Source organism: Pseudomonas sp. B21_DOA (assembly GCA_030544685.1).
GTDB classification, from domain to species: Bacteria; Pseudomonadota; Gammaproteobacteria; order Pseudomonadales; family Pseudomonadaceae; genus Aquipseudomonas; species Aquipseudomonas fluorescens_AO.
This window is the reverse complement of sequence record CP086683.1, coordinates 1,984,917-2,001,980: the sequence shown is the minus strand read 5'-3', so window position 1 is coordinate 2,001,980 and position 17,064 is coordinate 1,984,917. Positions and strand designations below refer to the sequence as shown.

At 60.0% G+C, this 17,064-nt stretch carries 14 protein-coding genes and 4 pseudogenes; 8 read left to right on the top strand and 10 right to left on the bottom strand.

Translation table 11 applies throughout. The annotated features are described in order from the left end of the window. Nucleotides 1-22: 22 nt before the first annotated feature. The 8 genes and pseudogenes from LJU32_09105 to LJU32_09070 all read right to left on the bottom strand — a co-directional run bounded on the left by LJU32_09105 (nucleotide 23) and on the right by LJU32_09070 (nucleotide 9,783). Nucleotides 23-2,575: pseudogene (locus LJU32_09105) on the bottom strand (LuxR C-terminal-related transcriptional regulator). Nucleotides 2,576-2,713: 138 nt separating this feature from the next. Continuing rightward, nucleotides 2,714-4,081 (bottom strand): DUF1329 domain-containing protein, encoded by a 1,368-nt coding sequence (locus LJU32_09100; protein ID WKV90320.1) that lies wholly within the window; start codon nucleotides 4,079-4,081, stop codon nucleotides 2,714-2,716. 23 nt (nucleotides 4,082-4,104) lie between these two features. Then, nucleotides 4,105-5,897, bottom strand: a pseudogene (locus LJU32_09095) (DUF1302 domain-containing protein). A gap of 291 nt (nucleotides 5,898-6,188) precedes the next feature. Then, nucleotides 6,189-6,356, bottom strand: a complete 168-nt coding sequence (locus LJU32_09090) for a hypothetical protein (protein WKV90319.1) — start codon at nucleotides 6,354-6,356, stop codon at nucleotides 6,189-6,191. A 46-nt stretch (nucleotides 6,357-6,402) separates the two neighbouring features. Then, the gene (locus LJU32_09085) at nucleotides 6,403-7,314 is read right to left on the bottom strand and encodes an SDR family oxidoreductase (protein ID WKV90318.1); all 912 of its coding nucleotides are present in this window, start codon (nucleotides 7,312-7,314) and stop codon (nucleotides 6,403-6,405) included. Between the two features lie 153 nt (nucleotides 7,315-7,467). Then, nucleotides 7,468-8,370: an alpha/beta hydrolase gene (locus tag LJU32_09080; protein ID WKV90317.1), complete on the bottom strand. Its 903-nt coding sequence runs from the start codon at nucleotides 8,368-8,370 to the stop codon at nucleotides 7,468-7,470. Then, nucleotides 8,370-9,151: pseudogene (locus LJU32_09075) on the bottom strand (class II aldolase/adducin family protein). Before LJU32_09075 ends, LJU32_09080 begins: the two are co-directional and overlap by 1 nt. Nucleotides 9,152-9,327: 176 nt before the next feature. After that, nucleotides 9,328-9,783: a flavodoxin gene (locus LJU32_09070; GenBank protein ID WKV90316.1), complete on the bottom strand. Its 456-nt coding sequence runs from the start codon at nucleotides 9,781-9,783 to the stop codon at nucleotides 9,328-9,330. Nucleotides 9,784-9,935: 152 nt separating this feature from the next. Here LJU32_09070 and LJU32_09065 point away from each other — a divergent pair, with 152 nt between their 5' ends. Both LJU32_09065 and LJU32_09060 read left to right on the top strand, forming a co-directional pair. Beyond that, nucleotides 9,936-10,412, top strand: coding sequence for a PAS domain-containing protein (locus LJU32_09065; protein WKV90315.1), 477 nt, complete (start codon nucleotides 9,936-9,938; stop codon nucleotides 10,410-10,412). Nucleotides 10,413-10,466: 54 nt separating this feature from the next. Next, nucleotides 10,467-11,072, top strand: coding sequence for a hypothetical protein (locus LJU32_09060; protein WKV90314.1), 606 nt, complete (start codon nucleotides 10,467-10,469; stop codon nucleotides 11,070-11,072). A gap of 3 nt (nucleotides 11,073-11,075) precedes the next feature. On the opposite strand, the pseudogene LJU32_09055 reads toward LJU32_09060, so the two are convergent. Beyond that, a pseudogene (locus LJU32_09055) lies at nucleotides 11,076-12,034 on the bottom strand (MerR family transcriptional regulator). Between the two features lie 210 nt (nucleotides 12,035-12,244). Between LJU32_09055 and LJU32_09050 the strand changes: the two are divergent. The 5 genes from LJU32_09050 to LJU32_09030 all read left to right on the top strand — a co-directional run bounded on the left by LJU32_09050 (nucleotide 12,245) and on the right by LJU32_09030 (nucleotide 14,814). After that, complete coding sequence (locus tag LJU32_09050; GenBank protein WKV90313.1) at nucleotides 12,245-12,814, top strand: antibiotic biosynthesis monooxygenase; 570 nt, start codon at nucleotides 12,245-12,247, stop codon at nucleotides 12,812-12,814. Nucleotides 12,815-12,872: 58 nt separating this feature from the next. Next, nucleotides 12,873-13,583 carry a dihydromonapterin reductase gene (gene folM / locus LJU32_09045; protein WKV90312.1) on the top strand — a complete coding sequence of 237 codons (711 nt, stop codon included), beginning with the start codon at nucleotides 12,873-12,875 and terminating at the stop codon, nucleotides 13,581-13,583. Between the two features lie 72 nt (nucleotides 13,584-13,655). Then, nucleotides 13,656-14,027, top strand: coding sequence for a dihydroneopterin triphosphate 2'-epimerase (gene folX / locus LJU32_09040; GenBank protein WKV90311.1), 372 nt, complete (start codon nucleotides 13,656-13,658; stop codon nucleotides 14,025-14,027). 159 nt (nucleotides 14,028-14,186) lie between these two features. After that, on the top strand, nucleotides 14,187-14,483 hold the full coding sequence (locus tag LJU32_09035) for a DUF1244 domain-containing protein (protein ID WKV90310.1): 297 nt from the start codon (nucleotides 14,187-14,189) through the stop codon (nucleotides 14,481-14,483). Continuing rightward, nucleotides 14,476-14,814, top strand: a complete 339-nt coding sequence (locus tag LJU32_09030) for a HopJ type III effector protein (protein ID WKV90309.1) — start codon at nucleotides 14,476-14,478, stop codon at nucleotides 14,812-14,814. Before LJU32_09035 ends, LJU32_09030 begins: the two co-directional genes overlap by 8 nt. Nucleotides 14,815-15,003: 189 nt before the next feature. On the opposite strand, the gene trxB is transcribed toward LJU32_09030, so the two are convergent. After that, complete coding sequence (trxB, locus tag LJU32_09025; protein WKV90308.1) at nucleotides 15,004-15,966, bottom strand: thioredoxin-disulfide reductase; 963 nt, start codon at nucleotides 15,964-15,966, stop codon at nucleotides 15,004-15,006. A gap of 312 nt (nucleotides 15,967-16,278) precedes the next feature. Between trxB and cysZ the strand changes: the two genes are divergently transcribed. Further along, complete coding sequence (gene cysZ / locus LJU32_09020) at nucleotides 16,279-17,031, top strand: sulfate transporter CysZ (GenBank protein ID WKV90307.1); 753 nt, start codon at nucleotides 16,279-16,281, stop codon at nucleotides 17,029-17,031. Nucleotides 17,032-17,064 lie beyond the last annotated feature (33 nt).

The window sequence follows — 17,064 nt, the reverse complement described above, 5'->3', positions numbered from 1 at the left end:
TTTTATTAATCTGTACGGCCCACTAAACAATTAGCCCCATTACCTTGGCTTTCGCCACAGCCTGGGTTCTACGCTCCACACCCAACTTGCCATTGATACGCCTTGCGTGAGTCTTGACGGTATGTAATGAAATAAAGAGCTTCTCGGCAACTTGCTGATTCGAAGCGCCTTGAGCAATAAGCATCAGCACTTCGCGTTCACGCCGACTCAGCCCCGGCGCAGGGTCGCCCGGCTCGGAATGCAAAGGCGGAACTTGCGCCCCGGACATTTGGCCGGCATTGCCTCGGCGCAATTCCCATTCCCGCAGGGCCTGCTGTAACCGGCAGCGCTCCACCAGCATCCCGGCGCGCTGGAAAGCTTGCTGTGCCGCTGCCGTGTCACCGCTCGATTCGGCCAACTCGGCGCAGGCCAGCAGTAACTCCGTTTCCGCCGTCAGCATGCCTTTGGCATGGGCGTGACGTAATAATCGCTCAATCGTTGGCAGACAATTTTCGGATCGATTCAATTGTGCATGCGCGCAGGCGAGCAGGTATTCAATGCGGATAATCAGCTCAAACGTCGCGGGAGGCGCCTGCAGCGCAGAAGGTCCACAGTAATGCCGTAACAGCCGGCCCAGCGCCTCCTGCACCAGTTGCGGCCGGCCCTGCTGCAACCAGAACTGGCTACTGACCTGCAGCACGACGCCGCGATAAACCGTATCGGGAATCTGCCGCTGTTGCATGACCCTCTCCGCTTCGCGCAGGCGTTCGAAAGCGCAGGCATAATCGCCGCGATTACCGGCCAGTTGCGCCTGCCCCAGGTAGCCATACAAGACCCGTTTGTCAGCACTGCGCGAGCAATCCTCAAGGCCGCGGCTGAACAGCTCCGCGGCCTGCGCCTCAAGGCCCATGCACAGCGCCAGCCGTCCGCGGCGCAGGGCAATCCGGCCGAGCAGCGGCGTGGGCACCATGATGCGCTGGCGCAGCAGGTGCTCGATGTCCACCAGCAGATTCTCTGCACGCAGGGGCGCCCGCGCTGCTCGAGCCATTGCGCGTGGTCAAGCTCAAGCAACCCTTCGAACAGCAATGAGCCGTGAGCACGCGCCAGGCACAGCGCTTCGCGGTTCAGGGCATGGGCCTGATCCAGCTCACCGCACAGTAACGCCTGCTGGGTCAGCCCCGACAGACACATCAAACGGGCCTGCCAGGCATCATCCGCCAGCGCCGCAAGCGCCTCCTGAAAGCAGGCGCGCGCCGGCTCCATCTGCCCTTGCAGATGACTGAGCCAGCCCTGTTGCGCTTGCCAACGCGCCAGCAACTGCTGTTGCAGATGCGCTGTCGGCTGCGGCATGAAGCGCGCAAGATGGGCCAGGCATTCCCCGGCCTGTTCGAATCGGCCGGCGAACAACAAAGCCCCGGTGACCAGCCCGATCAACTGCGCAGTCATCAAGGTCAGCTCCTGACTCTGTTGCTCATGCAAGCGCAACAGCAGGACGACGGTCTGGTCTTCGAACAAGTCCTCAAAGCTCAGATGCTGCAACAGGCTTACGGCGGTTTCGTATTCCTCGGCCAATAACGCTTGCTCGAACGCTGCTCGCCAATCCTGCGTCGCGGTAAACCACTGACAGGCGCGCCGGTGCCAGGAACGCGCGCACGGCCAAAGCGAGGCTTGCATGATTCGCGACAGCGGGGAAGACCTGTAGCCAGTCAGCGGAGTCCTGCCATGGCTCGATAAAACAGCCCAGCACTTGCAGATCGTGCAGCAATTGCGCGCCTTCGCCGGGGCCGAACAAATGCTCGCATAACGGCGCGTTGAACCGTGGCAGGTGAGCCAGAACACGCCACGCCTCGTCCTGCTCCGGCGTCAGGTGGTTGAAGAGTTCGTGCTGCAGATAGTCGAGCAACGTGTCGACCCGCTGCTGCGGCTGCGGGTTCTGCGACCAGTCGCACTTTTGCAAAATCGCCATGCGCGCGCCTGCGCACCAGCCGCCGGTACGCTCAAGGATACGAGCGGCGACACGGTCCGCCTGATCTGGCGGCAAATGGCGCAACACCGATACAACCTCATCGTGAGTCAGCGCCAGACTGGCGGGCTCGGACTCGTAGAGTTCGTCATCGAGCAACAGCCGCGGCCAGTTGCACTGCGGCCGGCGGCGAGTGCTGAGCCACCATGTGAGCATCGGGCTGCTGACCGCCAGCAAGCGATCCAGCAGAGCATCCAGAGGCGGATTTGGCTGACGACAGTAGTCGTCGATAAACAGCGAAGTCGGCCTTGACCAATGCGCCAGCTCCGTCATCAGTTGCGGTATGTCGAGACCTTCGACCAGTCCGAGCGCCCGCGCCAGACGCAGGCAGAATTCCTCGGGGCTGAACGCTGCTCCTGCCAGCGGCAGCCAAATGGCCTCGCAATCTGAGCGCACCTGCAGAAGGCATTCGGTCAGCAGTGCGGTTTTGCCGCTGCCTGCGGGGGCACATAACAGCCTGACCCGCGCGCTTGATGCCAGCAACGGTTCGCTCAGGCGATTGCGAGGCTGATGATGTGAAGAAAGCCTGGGCAGAAATCCGGGTCGATCCAGGCACGCGGTCATGGCGGTCATCGGGTGAGCCTTCTTATCGTTGTGCGCTCACCCTAGCCCTCTCCCGCGCCCTTGTTGACGAGTATTCAGCACGCTGATTGATGACCATAAAAAAGGCGACCGTGTGGTCGCCTTTTGTCCAGCGGTGGCGCCCAATCGTCAGCGTACGCCTTCGGCGCGCAGGGCCGATGGCGTGTAATCGGCAGCCTTTGCTTCGAAGCCGAATTCGAAGCTGTGCTTCTCTTCGTTCTTCATGCCCAGAGCAATGTAACGGCCGGCAATGATGTCGTAGAGCGCTTCCAGCGTGTAGGCCTGAGCCTGGTGATCGTAGTAATACTGAGCGTGGCCTTCGGCGACGCGCCACAGTTGCCCGCGACCGTCGTAGTGATCGGCCAGTGCCACTTGCCAGCTGTCCTCGTCGATGTACATGTGGCGTTTGGCGTAGATGTGCCGCTCGTTCGGTTTCACCGTGCCGATCACTTCCCAGACGCGGTGCAGTTCGTAACGGGTCAGGTCCTGATTGATGTGCCCGGCCTTGACGATGTCGTCGTACTTGAGCTTCGGCGAGTCGAGTTTGTAGCTGTTGTAGGGAATGTACATTTCCTTCTTGCCGACCAGTTTCCAGTCGTAGCGATCCGGCGCGCCGGAGAACATGTCGAAGTTGTCGGAAGTGCGCAGGCCGTCAGCCGCGGTACCCGGGCCGTCATAGGCCACTTGCGGCGCCCGACGTACGCGGCGTTGACCGGCGTTGTAGATCCACGCCAGACGCGGTTCCTTCACCTGATCGAGAGTTTCGTGCACCAGCAGTACGTTACCGGCCAACCGCGCCGGGGCAGTCACCGATTGCTTGAAGAAGGTCAGCACGTTGGCGGCTTTTTCCGGGTCGATGTCCTTCATCAGTTGCGGCACGGCGATCTCTTCTTCGAAGCGGATCGGCGTATAGCTGCCGTTGGTCTGCGGCGTGACTTGGGTGATGATCCGCCGCAGGTTGCCGCCGTGATAACGGGTGATGTGGTTCCACAGCACCTCGACGCCATTCTTCGGAATCGGGAACGCGTAGTAGCGATTGCCGGTGAAATTGGCCAGGCCGTTGCCGTCATTGATCGCGTTGACGTTGAGCGCGCTGCGCTTGGCCGACTCGTAGATTTCCGCCGGCGCGCCCACAGTGCGGTGGGTCGGGTAGACCGGGATTTTGTAGGTTTCCGGGTAGCGTTTGAACATCGCCACCTGGCCATCGGACAGCTTGCTCTTGTACTGCTCGACGTTGGCGGCAGTGATGGTGAACAGCGGTTTTTCGTTGGCAAACGGGTCGGCGAGGAAGCCTTTGCTGTCTACCGCGCCGGCGTTTTTCGGGATACCGCCGGTCCAGGCCGGAATCGAACCGTCAGCATTGCCGGCCTTCTCGGCACCGAGCGGGGTCAGGCTGGTGCCGAGTTTGTTCGCTTCATCCGGCGACACCGCCGCCATCACGTTGGCGGCCAGCAGACTCAAGGCCAGCACGCCACATTGCAGAATCGTTTTGCGCATTGCAGTCATCCTTCTCGGGCAGATCAGAAGTTCACGCCGAAGCTCAGGGCCACGAAGTCACGGTCTTCGAGGACGTTGTAGTCGCCACCGAAAAAGTCGGTGTAACTCAGGCTTGCGGTGTAGGTGTTGCGGTAGTCGGCATCGACGCCGAAGCTGATGGCTTTCGCACCTTCGTTGAACAGACCGTTGGGGCCGTAACCGGCAACGTCGTGCGACCACGACAGGTTGGGCTTGAGGTTGATCCCGCCGATGACGTTGGCGTAATCGAGAATCGCCCGGGCGCGATAGCCCCACGAAGTCGAGGTGACGAAGCCGTCGGTGTCGCCGCCGAACCCGTACTGGCCGTACACCGAATCTCGGCCATAACGCAGCTCACTGCGTGACTCCAGTCCACCGACATGTACCACCGCCGCTTCGCCGACCACGGTCAAGCGTTCGGCGCCCAGCACCTGATCGAAGAAGTGCGTGAGGGTGCTCTGGATCTGGGTGACTTCCTTGCGCCGGTAGCCTTTGTTGTCGGCACCCGGCGAAGTCGCAAGTGGCGATGCGGTACCGCCGGCAATCGGGTTGACCAATGCCAGGGTCAGATCGTTGGTGTTGACCTGCACCGGTGCGTTCGGCCGATAGCTGATCTCGCCGGTCCACGCGGTGCCGGTGGGCAGAGTGGTGGAGAAACTCGCGCCGTACAGGCGAATGTCTTCCGGGTATTCGAGGTAATACTGACCGCGCCCGAGCATCACACTTTGCGCCAGCCCCGCGCCGCTGCCAGGCGCAAGGCCGTTGGCAATGCCGACCAGACCTGGCAACGCCGCCAGCGTCGACAGCCCCGCCGTGGTGGTGCCGACCGTCGGCGTACGGCTGTGGTAGTTCATGAAGTAGAGGCCGTATTCGGTGTCTTCGCCGAGCCAGCGCAGCGCCGTGCCCCACTGCCCGGAATCGCGCGCATCACGATCACCGCCACGGGGATCACCACGCCCTCGCGGGTGACCTGAATGCCTTGGCCGAACGCGGTGGTCAGCGGCACCAGCGGCGCCACCGCCGGACTGCCGACCGTGTAACCGTTGTTGCAGCCGTCCGCTGCCACGTCGACGCCAAAGAAGGTGCCGCAGTTGTCGAGAACGGTCTGGTCCCACTCCAGTTGGTAGAAACCTTCAACCGAAAGTTTGTCGGTCAGGCTCTGCGAACCGAACAGCATGTTCACCGGAATCAGGCCTTCCTTGATCTCGGCACCGGGACGGCGGAATGCCGAGACGTCGACCGGGTTGATGCTGTTGATCGAATTGCCGATGAAGGTACTTTCGCCCCAGCTCACCACCTGCTTGCCGGCCCGCACGGTGCCCGGCAGATCGGCGATGGCGTAGTTGTGATAGACGAAGGCATCGAGGATCTGCGCGCCGGAAGACTTGGCGCCCTCCTTGCGGCCGCTGTCGCTGATCTGTTTGAACTCGCGGTCTTCGTCCTTGAGTTCGAAGTCGTACCAGTATTTGCCCCGCACGAACACGCCGGTGTCGCCGTACTTCAATTCGAGGTCGTGGATGCCCTTGAAGATCTTCGAGAAGGTTTCGCCCTTCTTGAAATTCAGGCGCCCGTCATCACCGGTGGACGATTGTCCGCTGCCGCCATTGACCGTGCCGACCAGCGAATTGTCGGCATCGCGCAGGCCCCAGCTCGCGCCGACCGAAAGTGACGAGTCGAAGGTGCCTTCGATTTCGCCGATGTTGAAGGCGACCGCGTGCGCCTGGGCGCAGCAACCCAGAGCCACCGCAGCGGCCAGCGCCTGCGGTGTGAAGATGGCGCGCATTGTTGTTTTTGTCATGCGTCTTCCCCGGTGAGTGACAGAAGGCCCCACCCTACTGCCGGGTGAAGCGGTCGATAAGCGCACCAAGGAGGTATTTGCGTTGTCGCTCGAAAGGATGAATGGCCATGTACGGCGGGGCCTGGAGTGGTTCATGGACTGGCTGGATGGCACATCATCAGTGCCATGCATGCCCACGCTACTGTTGCGCGCCCCGTAACAGTGCATGTCTGGAATCGGTATTTTTCCTACAGGCGCAAGCCCTTATCCTGAGCGCGCTTTCCCGGCACACGCTGGAAAACACGAAGCCCGCTACGCTGAAAGCGCAAGCGATTGGCTACCGATTTCGGATGAATCGATCTTCGATTTATCGCCCCGCTGTTCACTGACGTTGATTTGTAGCTCCTTGATCCAACGTCTTACCTTGGCCGCTGCGTTTGCAGCGGCCTTTTTATGGGCGATTTCTTGTGCGATGCGCATGGGAGCGGGAATCAGGGCCCAGCAGCCCTGTGACCGGAGGGAAGGCTTAAATCGAATACTTCTGCAAATTCGCCATCATTTCCTTCAACGCTTCGATATTGTCCTTGGGGTGCGCCGCGCCTTCGAAATCGCAAATCTGCTGCCAGTGCGTCGCCACATCCTCTGGCGAGAACCCTTCGCGCGGATCGAAGCCGGCACCGAGACTGCGCTCCCAGCGCACCTTGCCCATCCAGCCGCCGCCGACCTCGAACAGGCCGGACGTTTCCTGACATTGCTCGCTGCCCAGATACACCACCAGCGGGCTGACGAGTTCCGGCTTCAGTTGCTCGAATACTTGCGGCGGGATCAGGCCCTCGGTCATGCGCGTGCCGCCGGTCGGGGCGATGGCGTTGACCAGAATGTTGTTCTTGCGGCCCTCGATCGCCAGCGTTCGGGTCAGCCCGTACAGCCCGAGTTTTGCCATGCCATAGTTGGACTGGCCGAAGTTGCCGTAAATGCCCGAAGTCGATGCAGTGAAAATCACCCGGCCGTAGTTTTGTTCGCGCAGATGCGGCCAGGCAGCGCGGGTAACCTTATAGGCGCCTTCGACGTGGACGCGATAGACCAGATCCCAGTCGGCGTCGTCCATCTTGTGAAACGATTTGTCGCGCAGGATCCCGGCGTTGTTGACCACGACGTCGACGCGGCCGAAAGCATCGAGAGCGTTCTGCACCAATTTATCGCCGTCGGTGACCGAGTCATGGTTGGCTTCGGCAATACCGCCAGCCTCGCGAATTTCCGCCACCACGCGGTCGGCGGCCGAGGCATTGGCGCCCTCACCCTGCGTCGAGCCGCCGAGATCGTTGACCAGCACCTTGGCACCCTGCCTGGCGAACAGCAGCGCATGCGCACGACCGAGGCCGCCACCAGCGCCGGTGACAATCACGACTTTATCTTCGAAACGCACGGGTTCATTCATCGCAGCAACTCCAGCAGGCCAAGGGTTAATGCTCCCGAGTGTCAGGCACGACGCTTTGGCTCACAACGAACACGGCTGAGGCTGAATGGTGCGCGATAAGGTAGGGGGATGGTCGAGACTGTATAGCGCCGAGAGCGAGTGCTCCCGGTGGAATCAGGAGTACGCCACTTTGCGCGGAGGCAATACCAGACGATCACGAAACGCCAGATAGTGCTTGAGCACCTGCACCGGCGCCTCGGTCTGCGGGTAGTGGCCGATGCCCGGCAACAGCACGGTGTCCGGATCAGGGATCAGTTCGCGATAACGCTCGACCATGTGCACGCCGGAGATCGGATCGACTGCGCCGTCAATGACCCGTAGAGGAACGTCGCCACGCTGCATGGCCGCCACCCAGCGCTCGCGCTGCACCCGGCGTTCGGTAATGTAGGTGATCAGTTTGTGCAGAATGCGCGGGCCGTGGTTGCTCTCGACCAGGCTCCAGTAATCATCCAGTTCGCTTTCAGTCGGCTGGGTCTGCGGGCCGAAGATCTGCCGGAAACCTTTGACCAACGCCTCACGACTGAATGCGCGACCAAGCAGCCAGCCAATCGGGCTGAGCAGCAGTTTCTGCATCAGCAGCGGACGATGGGTTTCCGGAAACAGACCACCATTGAGAAACACACAACTGGCAACGTCGAGGTGTTTTTCGTAGTGCCGCGCGAGCAATTCCTGAGCGACGCTGTCGCCATAATCGTGGGCAAGAAGGTGCACCGCTTGTTCAATCTGTAGATGGGCGAGCAGCGCCTGTTGCAGATCGGCCTGTTCCAGCAGGCTGTAGGTGTGACCGCGCGGTTTTGCCGAATCGCCGAAGCCAAGCATGTCGCAGGCGATCACCTGGTAACGCTGTGCCAACGGCTGCCACAGGTAGTGCCAATCCCAACTGGCGGTGGGAAAACCGTGAATCAACAACAGCGGCTCACCCTGTCCCGCCACCCAGTAATGGATCGTCTGGCCACGAAAAACAAAGGTCCGGCTGCGCTTGCGCCAGATACACAGGGGAATCTCGGCGAGTGGCATTAGAATTTATACCCCGGATCCTGGAGATCGAGTTTGCGCAGCAGCGCCGGCCACGCCAGTGCGCCGCCCATGCCTTGAGCGCTCTTGGTGACGCCGGCAATCATTGCCTTGGCGCCGGCGAGGATCTGCGGTTCGATGGCGATCAGTTCCGTCCCGCCGGTTTGCGCCATGACTTGAATATCGCAGGCACGCTGGAAGGTGAACATCATCAGAAAGGTATCGGCAATGGTGCCGCCACAGGTCAGCAGACCGTGGTTGTGCAGCATGAGGAAATTGTTGTCGCCGAGATCGGCTTGCAGGCGCGCCTTTTCTTCATGATTCAGCGCCACACCCTCGTACGCGTGATAAGCCAGGCTCGACAACACGAACAGTGATTGCTGACTGATCGGCAACACCCCTGCTTTTGCGCCGAAACGGCGACGCCTGACGCGGTGTGTGTATGCAGCACGCAAACTACATCGTGGCGGACTTCGTGAACGGCACTGTGGATGGTGTAACCGGCGGGGTTTATTTCGTAGGGACTGTCCATGAGTTTGTTGCCAGCCTGATCGACTTTCACCAGGCTTGAGGCGGTGATCTCGTGGAACATCAGCCCGAACGGATTGATCAGGAAATCTTCGGTGCCGGGCACCTTGGCGGAGATATGTGTGAAGATCAGATCGTCCCAGCCGTGCAGCGCGACCAGACGGTAACAGGCGGCAAGATCGACGCGGGTCTGCCACTCGGCAGCGCTGACCTGGTCTTTGACATTCGGCGACGATTGGACGGGGGCTACGCTCACTGTATGCACCTCTGCGTTCTTCTTGTTCTGCTCGTGTCAGCAGTCTAGTCAGGCGCAAGGCATCGCGTAGTTGCATTGGCAGCCAGCTTGATGACTGAACGAGTCAGTCGCGCAAACAGCCTGAACCAGTTCCAACGCAACGACGCTTGTCCAGGTGCAGCGACATCTCTGGGCGATCAGCCCTTGAGCGCGTCGATCAGTTGCGCCAGCCACGGCTCGGCATCGGTTTCCGGAGTGACGCTTTCGCTGGCGTCGATGCGCAACATTTCCTGCACCTCGTTCACGCTCAGTTCGGCAAACAATTCTCGCAGCTGTTCACCGCCGCCGCAGAAGGTGTCGCCGTAGCTGGCATCACCGAGCGCGATCACCGCGCCGGGCAGGCCGCGCAAGGTAGCTGGCAACTGATCGCGCAAAGCTGAATACAAAGGTTGCAAGTTGTCCGGCAGCTCGCCCATGCCCGTGGTCGAAGTCACAGCGAGAAGGGCCTCCGGGCCGAACGCCTGAATATCGGCCAATGTGGCGCGGGAGTTGTAGAAAGTCGCAAAGCCGGCGGCTTTCAGCAGGTTCTGGGCGTGGCGGGCGACTTCTTCGGCGGTGCCGTAGACGGAACCTGAGAGGATGGCGACTTTCATCAATCTGATCCTGGAACTGAAAAAAGAGCCGCGATAGTAACAGCCCACGCTGCGATGTTGCGATTCGCTCTCAATGGAAGGTGCTGGCCTATAGACAGTCCGCGGCTTTCTTCTAGAATGCCTGCCACTGACACAACGGAAGGGATTCTCGGATGATCAACGCCAGCCTGCTGCAAATGGTGATCAATGCGTCGAATGACGGAATCGTGGTCGCTGAAAAGGAAGGCGAGCAGGACAACATCCTTATTTACGTCAACCCTGCCTTTGAGCGCATGACCGGTTACAGCAGTGAGGAGATTCTCTACCAGGACTGTCGTTTTTTGCAGGCTGGAGACCGTGATCAACCAAGCCTGCAGCTGATTCGCGAGACATTGCGTGAAGGCGGTCGCTGCCGGGAAATACTGCGCAACTATCGCAAGGATGGCACGCCGTTCTGGAACGAATTGTCATTGTCGACGATAAAAAATGCCGATGACGGACAGACCTATTTCATCGGTGTGCAGAAGGATGTGACGGTTCAGGTCAAGGCGCAGCAGCGGGTTGCGCAGCTGGAAGCACAAGTGGCGGCGCTGCAAAGCGAGTTGGCAGCACTCAAAGCGACGAACGGCGCAAACAAAACCGCGAACTGATGGTCATTAACTACAATCACCAATGACTTTGTAACTATTCACTTCGAGTTAACCATGCAGCGCGACGCCCTCCTCACCCAGGACGAGCTGGATTTCATCCAGACCATGCAGCACAACCCGCAATTGAATGTGCGGGATGCGACGTCGAGTCTGCTGGTTAATGGCGGTTCGCAAATCCGTGATCTGCTGACACGTCTGGCTGCTCATGAACAAGTGACGATCCAGGCCAATTTCGAAAATCAGCAGATGACTTTTCCGCTGCATCTGGTGGAAGACGAGTTTCACGCGCTGCATCTGCGTCTCGGTGTGCCGAGCATTTACGAAGACGGCCCAATGGTGCGCCCTTGGCGCCTGGTGCTTGAAGAGCCGGTGGCACTGGAAAATGCCAAAGGTCAGCCCGGCACGCTGTGGGTGCATGAGGTATCTCATAAAGGCGTGTTGCTGGAAGTGCGCAACAAGACCAAGCCACCAAAACATTTCGCCCTGTGGTTCAGCCCTTCCGGTTATGAGCGGATATCCCTGCGCGGCCATTTCGAACGGGAAACCGAGCAAGGTTTCTTCGCTTACGAACTGAGCCAGACCGATGCCGACGAAACCGAGCGCCTGCGCCAGTTCATCCTGCAACAACATCGCCTGACTCACCCCGCCCTGCACGCCTGAGTTTCAGGTATCCAGTTTGCCTGCCATGAATTGCTTCATGCGCTGACGCATGGTCGCGCCCTCGTTACCAAGACAGGCCACCGATGAGCCGGCCAGGCTGTCCTCAGCCAAATCCGAGGCATCGCCGGCCAGCATCAATTGGCAGTCGAGGCTCATCGCCAGACGATTCAGGCGTCGCGGCAGTTCCGGCCCCGGGGCATGATTGGAAAACAGCACAAGCGCCGCAGGTTTGACCTTTTCACAAACCAGGGTCAGCTCGTCGAAGGGTTGGCCGGTGGTCAGCACCCGTACACCGGAATCGTTGCCGCTGAGAAACAGCGCTGCCACCAGTAACTCAAGTTCACGACACTGCCCGGCGAGTGCACTGACGATGATTCGACGCGGTTGCGCGCCACGCAGCATGACGATGCGCTGCAATACGCGCGCCCTGAGAAAACCATCGAAAAACAACCATTCGCTGGTCTGCCCGAACGCGTCCTGGCGCTGAAGCAGTTGCCGCCACAACGGCAGGATGATGGCTTCGAACACAACCGGCAGCGTGTACGACGAAAAATCTGCCCGTAGACACGATCCAGTTGCTGGTCGTCGAACGCACTCACCGCCTGCTGAATCTGCTCCTGCCATTGCTTGTAATCGGCCTGCACATGGTCATCGGGAATAAAATTCGCCAGAACCTTCGCAGGTTCAGTCTTCGCCAGAATCTTGCCGACTTTACTTACCGCCACGCCACGATCGATCCAGTCGACAATGCTGCGAACGCGCTCAATGTCGTTCATTGAATACAGACGATGCCCGCTTTCGGTGCGGGTCGGCTGGATCAATCCGTAGCGGCGTTCCCAGGCACGCAAGGTCACCGGGTTGACACCGGTCAACCGCGCCACCTCGCGGATGGGAAACAGCTCTTCGCGATCGAGCGCGCCGGGGGCTGTCGAAGCCGGGCGAGTGTCCGTGATTACAGGCATCTGCGGTCAACTTCCATGTCGGTGAATTGGATCCCATTCTAAACATGATGGGGCGCAAACGTCCAAGCAATGATCTACGACGAATGTGGCTGGTTTAATCGACAAAATCAGGAATAATCCTTGCTTGTTACAAAGCGCAGGCCTCTACCCCGGCCCGCGTCAGGCGAGACTCTTACCCGGAGCGCCGCACTCGAAATACGGAGATACAAAATGTCTACTTCCCCCGTCACGCTGATGGTAGCGCGTCGCGTCGCCGATGGCCGTTATCACGATCTGATCGCCTGGCTGCGCGAAGGCGAACAATTGGCAACCGACTTCCCCGGCTATTTGGGCTCCGGCGTGCTTGCGCCGCCGCCAGGCGACAACGAATTCCAGATCATTTTCCGCTTTGTCGATGAGCAGACGCTGCATGCGTGGGAGTACTCGGCGTCGCGCACAGCCTGGCTGAACCGTGGCAGCGATCTGTTCGAGCATCCCAAAGAACATCGGGTCAGTGGCATTGAAGGCTGGTTCGGTGCGGCCGGGCAACGCCCACCGCGTTGGAAGCAAGCCGTGGCGATCTGGCTGGCGTTTTTCCCGGTGTCGCTTATTTTCAACTTTATCCTCGGCCCGCTGCTGGCTGAGTTGAGCCTGTTGCCGCGGATATTGATCGGCACGGCGTGCCTGACACCGCTGATGGTGTATTTTTTCATCCCCTTATCGACGCGGCTGCTGGCGAACTGGTTGAACAGCCCACCGACGCGGCCACTGGCGGCTACACCGTCGGCGCAGAATCGCTGATCTGCAGCGGGCGGCGAGCCTGTTATAGTTTTCGCTTCAACCGCGAAGCGAGCCGCCCATGCCAGATTCCGCAGCCCCGATCCTCATCACCGGCGCCGGCCAGCGGGTCGGCCTGCACTGTGCGCAGCGCTTGCTCGAAGATGGCCATCGAGTCATCTTCACGTACCGAACCGAACGCCCCGGCGTGCAGCAATTGCGCGATCTGGGCGCGACAGGTCTGTACGCGGACTTTTCCAGCGAGGCCGGGATTCTGGCTTTTATCGATGCACTTAAAGCCCACACCGACAGTTTGCGCGCGATCGTGCACAACGCTTCTGAATGGCTGGCGGAAACTCCGGGCAGCGAAGCTGAAGCCTTCAACCGCATGTTCAGTATCCACCTGCTCGCGCCCTACTTGATCAACCTGCACTGCGCTGAGTTGCTGCAGCGTTCGGCGCCAGCCGACATCGTTCACATCAGCGACGACGTCACCCGCAAGGGCAGCAGCAAGCACATCGGTTATTGCGCAAGCAAGGCGGGGCTCGACAGCCTTACCCTGTCGTTCGCCGCGCGCTTTGCGCCCGCCATCAAGGTCAATGGCATTGCTCCGGCGCTGCTGTTGTTCAACCCCGACGATGACGCCGCTTACCGTGCCAAGGCGCTGGCCAGATCCGCGCTGGGCATCGAACCCGGCAGCGAGGTGATCTATCAAAGCCTGCGCTATCTGCTCGACAATCCTTATGTCACCGGCACAACCCTGACCCTCAACGGCGGCCGGCACGTCAAATAGGCCGTCCCGCTTCGGTTGCGAGTCGAGTAATATCCACCAGAACGCCTGCAATAGACTGGACGGAGCAAATCAATGCCACAACTTCAACCGGGAATGGCGCGCATCCGGGTCAAGGATCTGCGCTTGCGCACGTTTATCGGCATCAACGAGGATGAAATCCTCAACAAGCAGGACGTGCTGATTAACCTGACCATCCTGTACGCGGCGCAAGAAGCCGTGCGTGACAACGACATCGACCACGCGCTCAATTACCGCACCATCACCAAAGCGATCATCGCGCATGTCGAAGGCAACCGCTTCGCGCTGCTCGAACGCCTGACGCAAGAATTGCTCGATCTGGTGATGACCAATGCATCGGTGCTGTACGCCGAAGTCGAGGTCGACAAGCCGCACGCGCTGCGCTTCGCCGAGTCGGTATCGATTACGCTCGCGGCGAGCCGCTAGCTTCAAGCTTCAAGCTTCAAGCTTCAAGCTTCAAGCTTCAAGCTTCAAGCTTCAAGCTTCAAGCTTCAAGCTTCAAGCCGTAAGCGTTAATCTAACGCCCCCAAAATTCAATCTTGCAGCTTGTAGCTTGCCGCTTGAAGCTGTCTCGAAGAGACCCTTATGACCGAGCAACAACGCCTGGAACTCGAAGCCGCCGCCTTCCGCCGACTGGTCGCTCACCTCGACAGCCGCAAGGACGTGCAGAACATCGACCTGATGAACCTCGCCGGGTTCTGCCGCAACTGCCTGTCCAAGTGGTACAAGGCCGAGGCCGACCAACGCCAGATCGAGGTCAGCCTCGATGATGCCCGAGAAGTGGTGTATGGCATGCCCTACGCCGAGTGGAAGGCCCAATACCAGCAAGAAGCCAGCGCCGAGCAGCAAGCAGCGTTTGCCAAAGGAAAACCCAATGACTGATCTGAACACCCTGCGCGCCAGCCTCAAGAGCGGCGAGCATGCTTTCGCCGACACCCTGGCGTTCATCGCCGCCGGTTACGACTACCAGCCGCAAGCGTTCAACAACGGCGGCGTGGAAAACGCTGCCGGGCAGAACGAAGGCTCCTGCAAGACCCTGGGGCTGGCCCTGCTCGAAGGCTTGAGCGATGAAGAAGCGCTACTGGCGTTCGGCGAGCATTACCGCTCGGTGCTGGCGACCCCTGAAGGCAGCGATCACGGCAATATCCGCGCGTTGATCAAGCACGGCCTGGCCGGGGTTAAATTCAGCGCACAACCCCTGACCCGCCGCTGATCCCAATAGCCACACCTACCCACTGTGGGAGCGAGCCTGCTCGCGAAGACGGACTGACATTCAACGTTGATGTCGACTGATACCCCGCTTTCGCGAGCAGGCTCGCTCCCATACTGGATGCGTGGCGGCTGCGAATCTCGGGCACAAAAAACCGGCCAATCTCTGGCCGGTTTTTTGTGCCCTGCGGTCTTAGAACGTGGCGTTCTGCAGACCGTCCAGGTAACGCTCGGTGTCCAGTGCCGCCATGCAACCGGCGCCGGCCGAGGTGATGGCCTGACGGTAAACGTGGTCAGCCACGTCACCGGCAGCGAAAATGCCTTCTACGCTGGTGGCCGTCGCGTTGCCTTCACGGCCGCCCTGCACCACCAGGTAACCGTCTTTCAGGGTCAACTGGCCTTCGAACAGGGAAGTGTTCGGGGTGTGGCCGATGGCGATGAACACGCCGTCGACTTTGATTTCGTCGAAGCTGCCATCGTTATTGCGCAGACGCGCACCGGTGACGCCCATGTTGTCGCCGAGGACTTCGTCCAGGTTGGCGTTCAACTTGAGGATGATCTTGCCTTCAGCCACACGGGCGTTGAGTTTGTCGATCAGGATCTTCTCGGCGCGGAAAGTTTCGCGACGGTGGATCAGAGTCACGGTGCTGGCGATGTTGGCCAGGTACAGCGCTTCTTCGACAGCAGTGTTGCCACCGCCAACCACGGCGACCGGCTTGTTGCGGTAGAAGAAACCGTCACAGGTCGCGCAGGCCGAAACACCTTTACCCATGAACGCTTCTTCCGAAGGCAGGCCCAGGTAACGGGCGCTGGCACCGGTGGCGATGATCAGTGCATCGCAGGTATAGACGGCGCTGTCACCGGTCAGGGTGTACGGCTTGGCAGCGAAGTCCACGGCGTTGATGTGGTCGAAGACGATCTCGGTTTCAAAACGCTCGGCGTGCTCGCGCATGCGCTCCATCAGCACCGGCCCGGTCAGGCCGTGCACATCACCCGGCCAGTTGTCGACTTCGGTGGTGGTGGTCAGTTGACCGCCGGCCTGCATGCCGGTGATCAGCAGTGGCTTGAGGTTGGCACGGGCCGCGTAGACCGCAGCGCTGTAACCGGCAGGGCCGGAACCGAGAATGATCACTCGCGAATGACGGACTTCAGACATGAATCTGCTCCTGTTGGCCGGCCATGAAAAATCTGGCGCGGACGCCGGACGGCCGGCGGAATAAAAAAGGACCGTGGACACCTTGGGGAAGGCTTGAACTCGACAGTCCTGTAAAAAGTTGGGTGCAGCGTATCGAGGGGGGCAAGATTAAGGAAATACGGTTTAACAATCCAGCTCATAGGTGGTCTCTATGCCGAGACGCTGACGACATAGACCTCTTTGTTACAGTGAATGTCGATTGCTCTGCCGCGCTTTCGCCGCTGGGGCAAAGCCGGTAACGTCGGCGCGTTTTCCCTTGCTTCGGAGCACCTTATGCCCGCCCCTGTTCTGTCAGGCCCGCAATACCTGCGCGAAGGCCTCAAACTGGTCCTGAGCCCTGGCCTGCGCCTGTTCGTGTTGTTGCCGCTGGCGATCAACCTGGTGCTGTTCGTCGGATTGATCTATCTGGCCGGCCACCAGTTCAGCCTGTGGGTCGATACGCTGATGCCGTCGTTGCCTGAATGGCTGAGTTTCCTAAGCTATATCCTCTGGCCGCTGTTCGTGGTCCTCGTGGCCTTGATGGTGTTTTTCACCTTCACCATGCTCGCCAACATTATTGCCGCACCGTTCAACGGTTTCCTCGCGGAGAAAGTCGAAGTGGTGGTGCGCGGCACCGATGATTTCCCGGCGTTCAGCTGGGGCGAACTGATCGCGATGATCCCGCGCACCCTCGCCCGGGAAATGCGCAAGCTCGGCTACTTCTTGCCGCGCGCCATCGGCCTGTTCATCCTCTCCTTCATCCCGGTGGTGAATATTGTCGCCGCGCCGTTATGGCTGCTGTTCGGTGTGTGGATGATGGCCATCCAGTACATCGACTACCCGGCGGACAACCACAAACTCGGCTGGAACGAGATGCTCGCCTGGTTGCGGCAGAAGCGCTGGCAGAGCATGAGTTTTGGCGGGATCGTTTATCTGGTGCTGCTGATTCCAGTAGTCAATATCCTGATGATGCCAGCGGCGGTGGCCGGGGCTACGCTGTTCTGGGTGCGTGAGCGCGGTGCCGAGAATCTGGTGATTCAACACTGACCGCGTCACAAATCCATCATCCGAACGTCACAA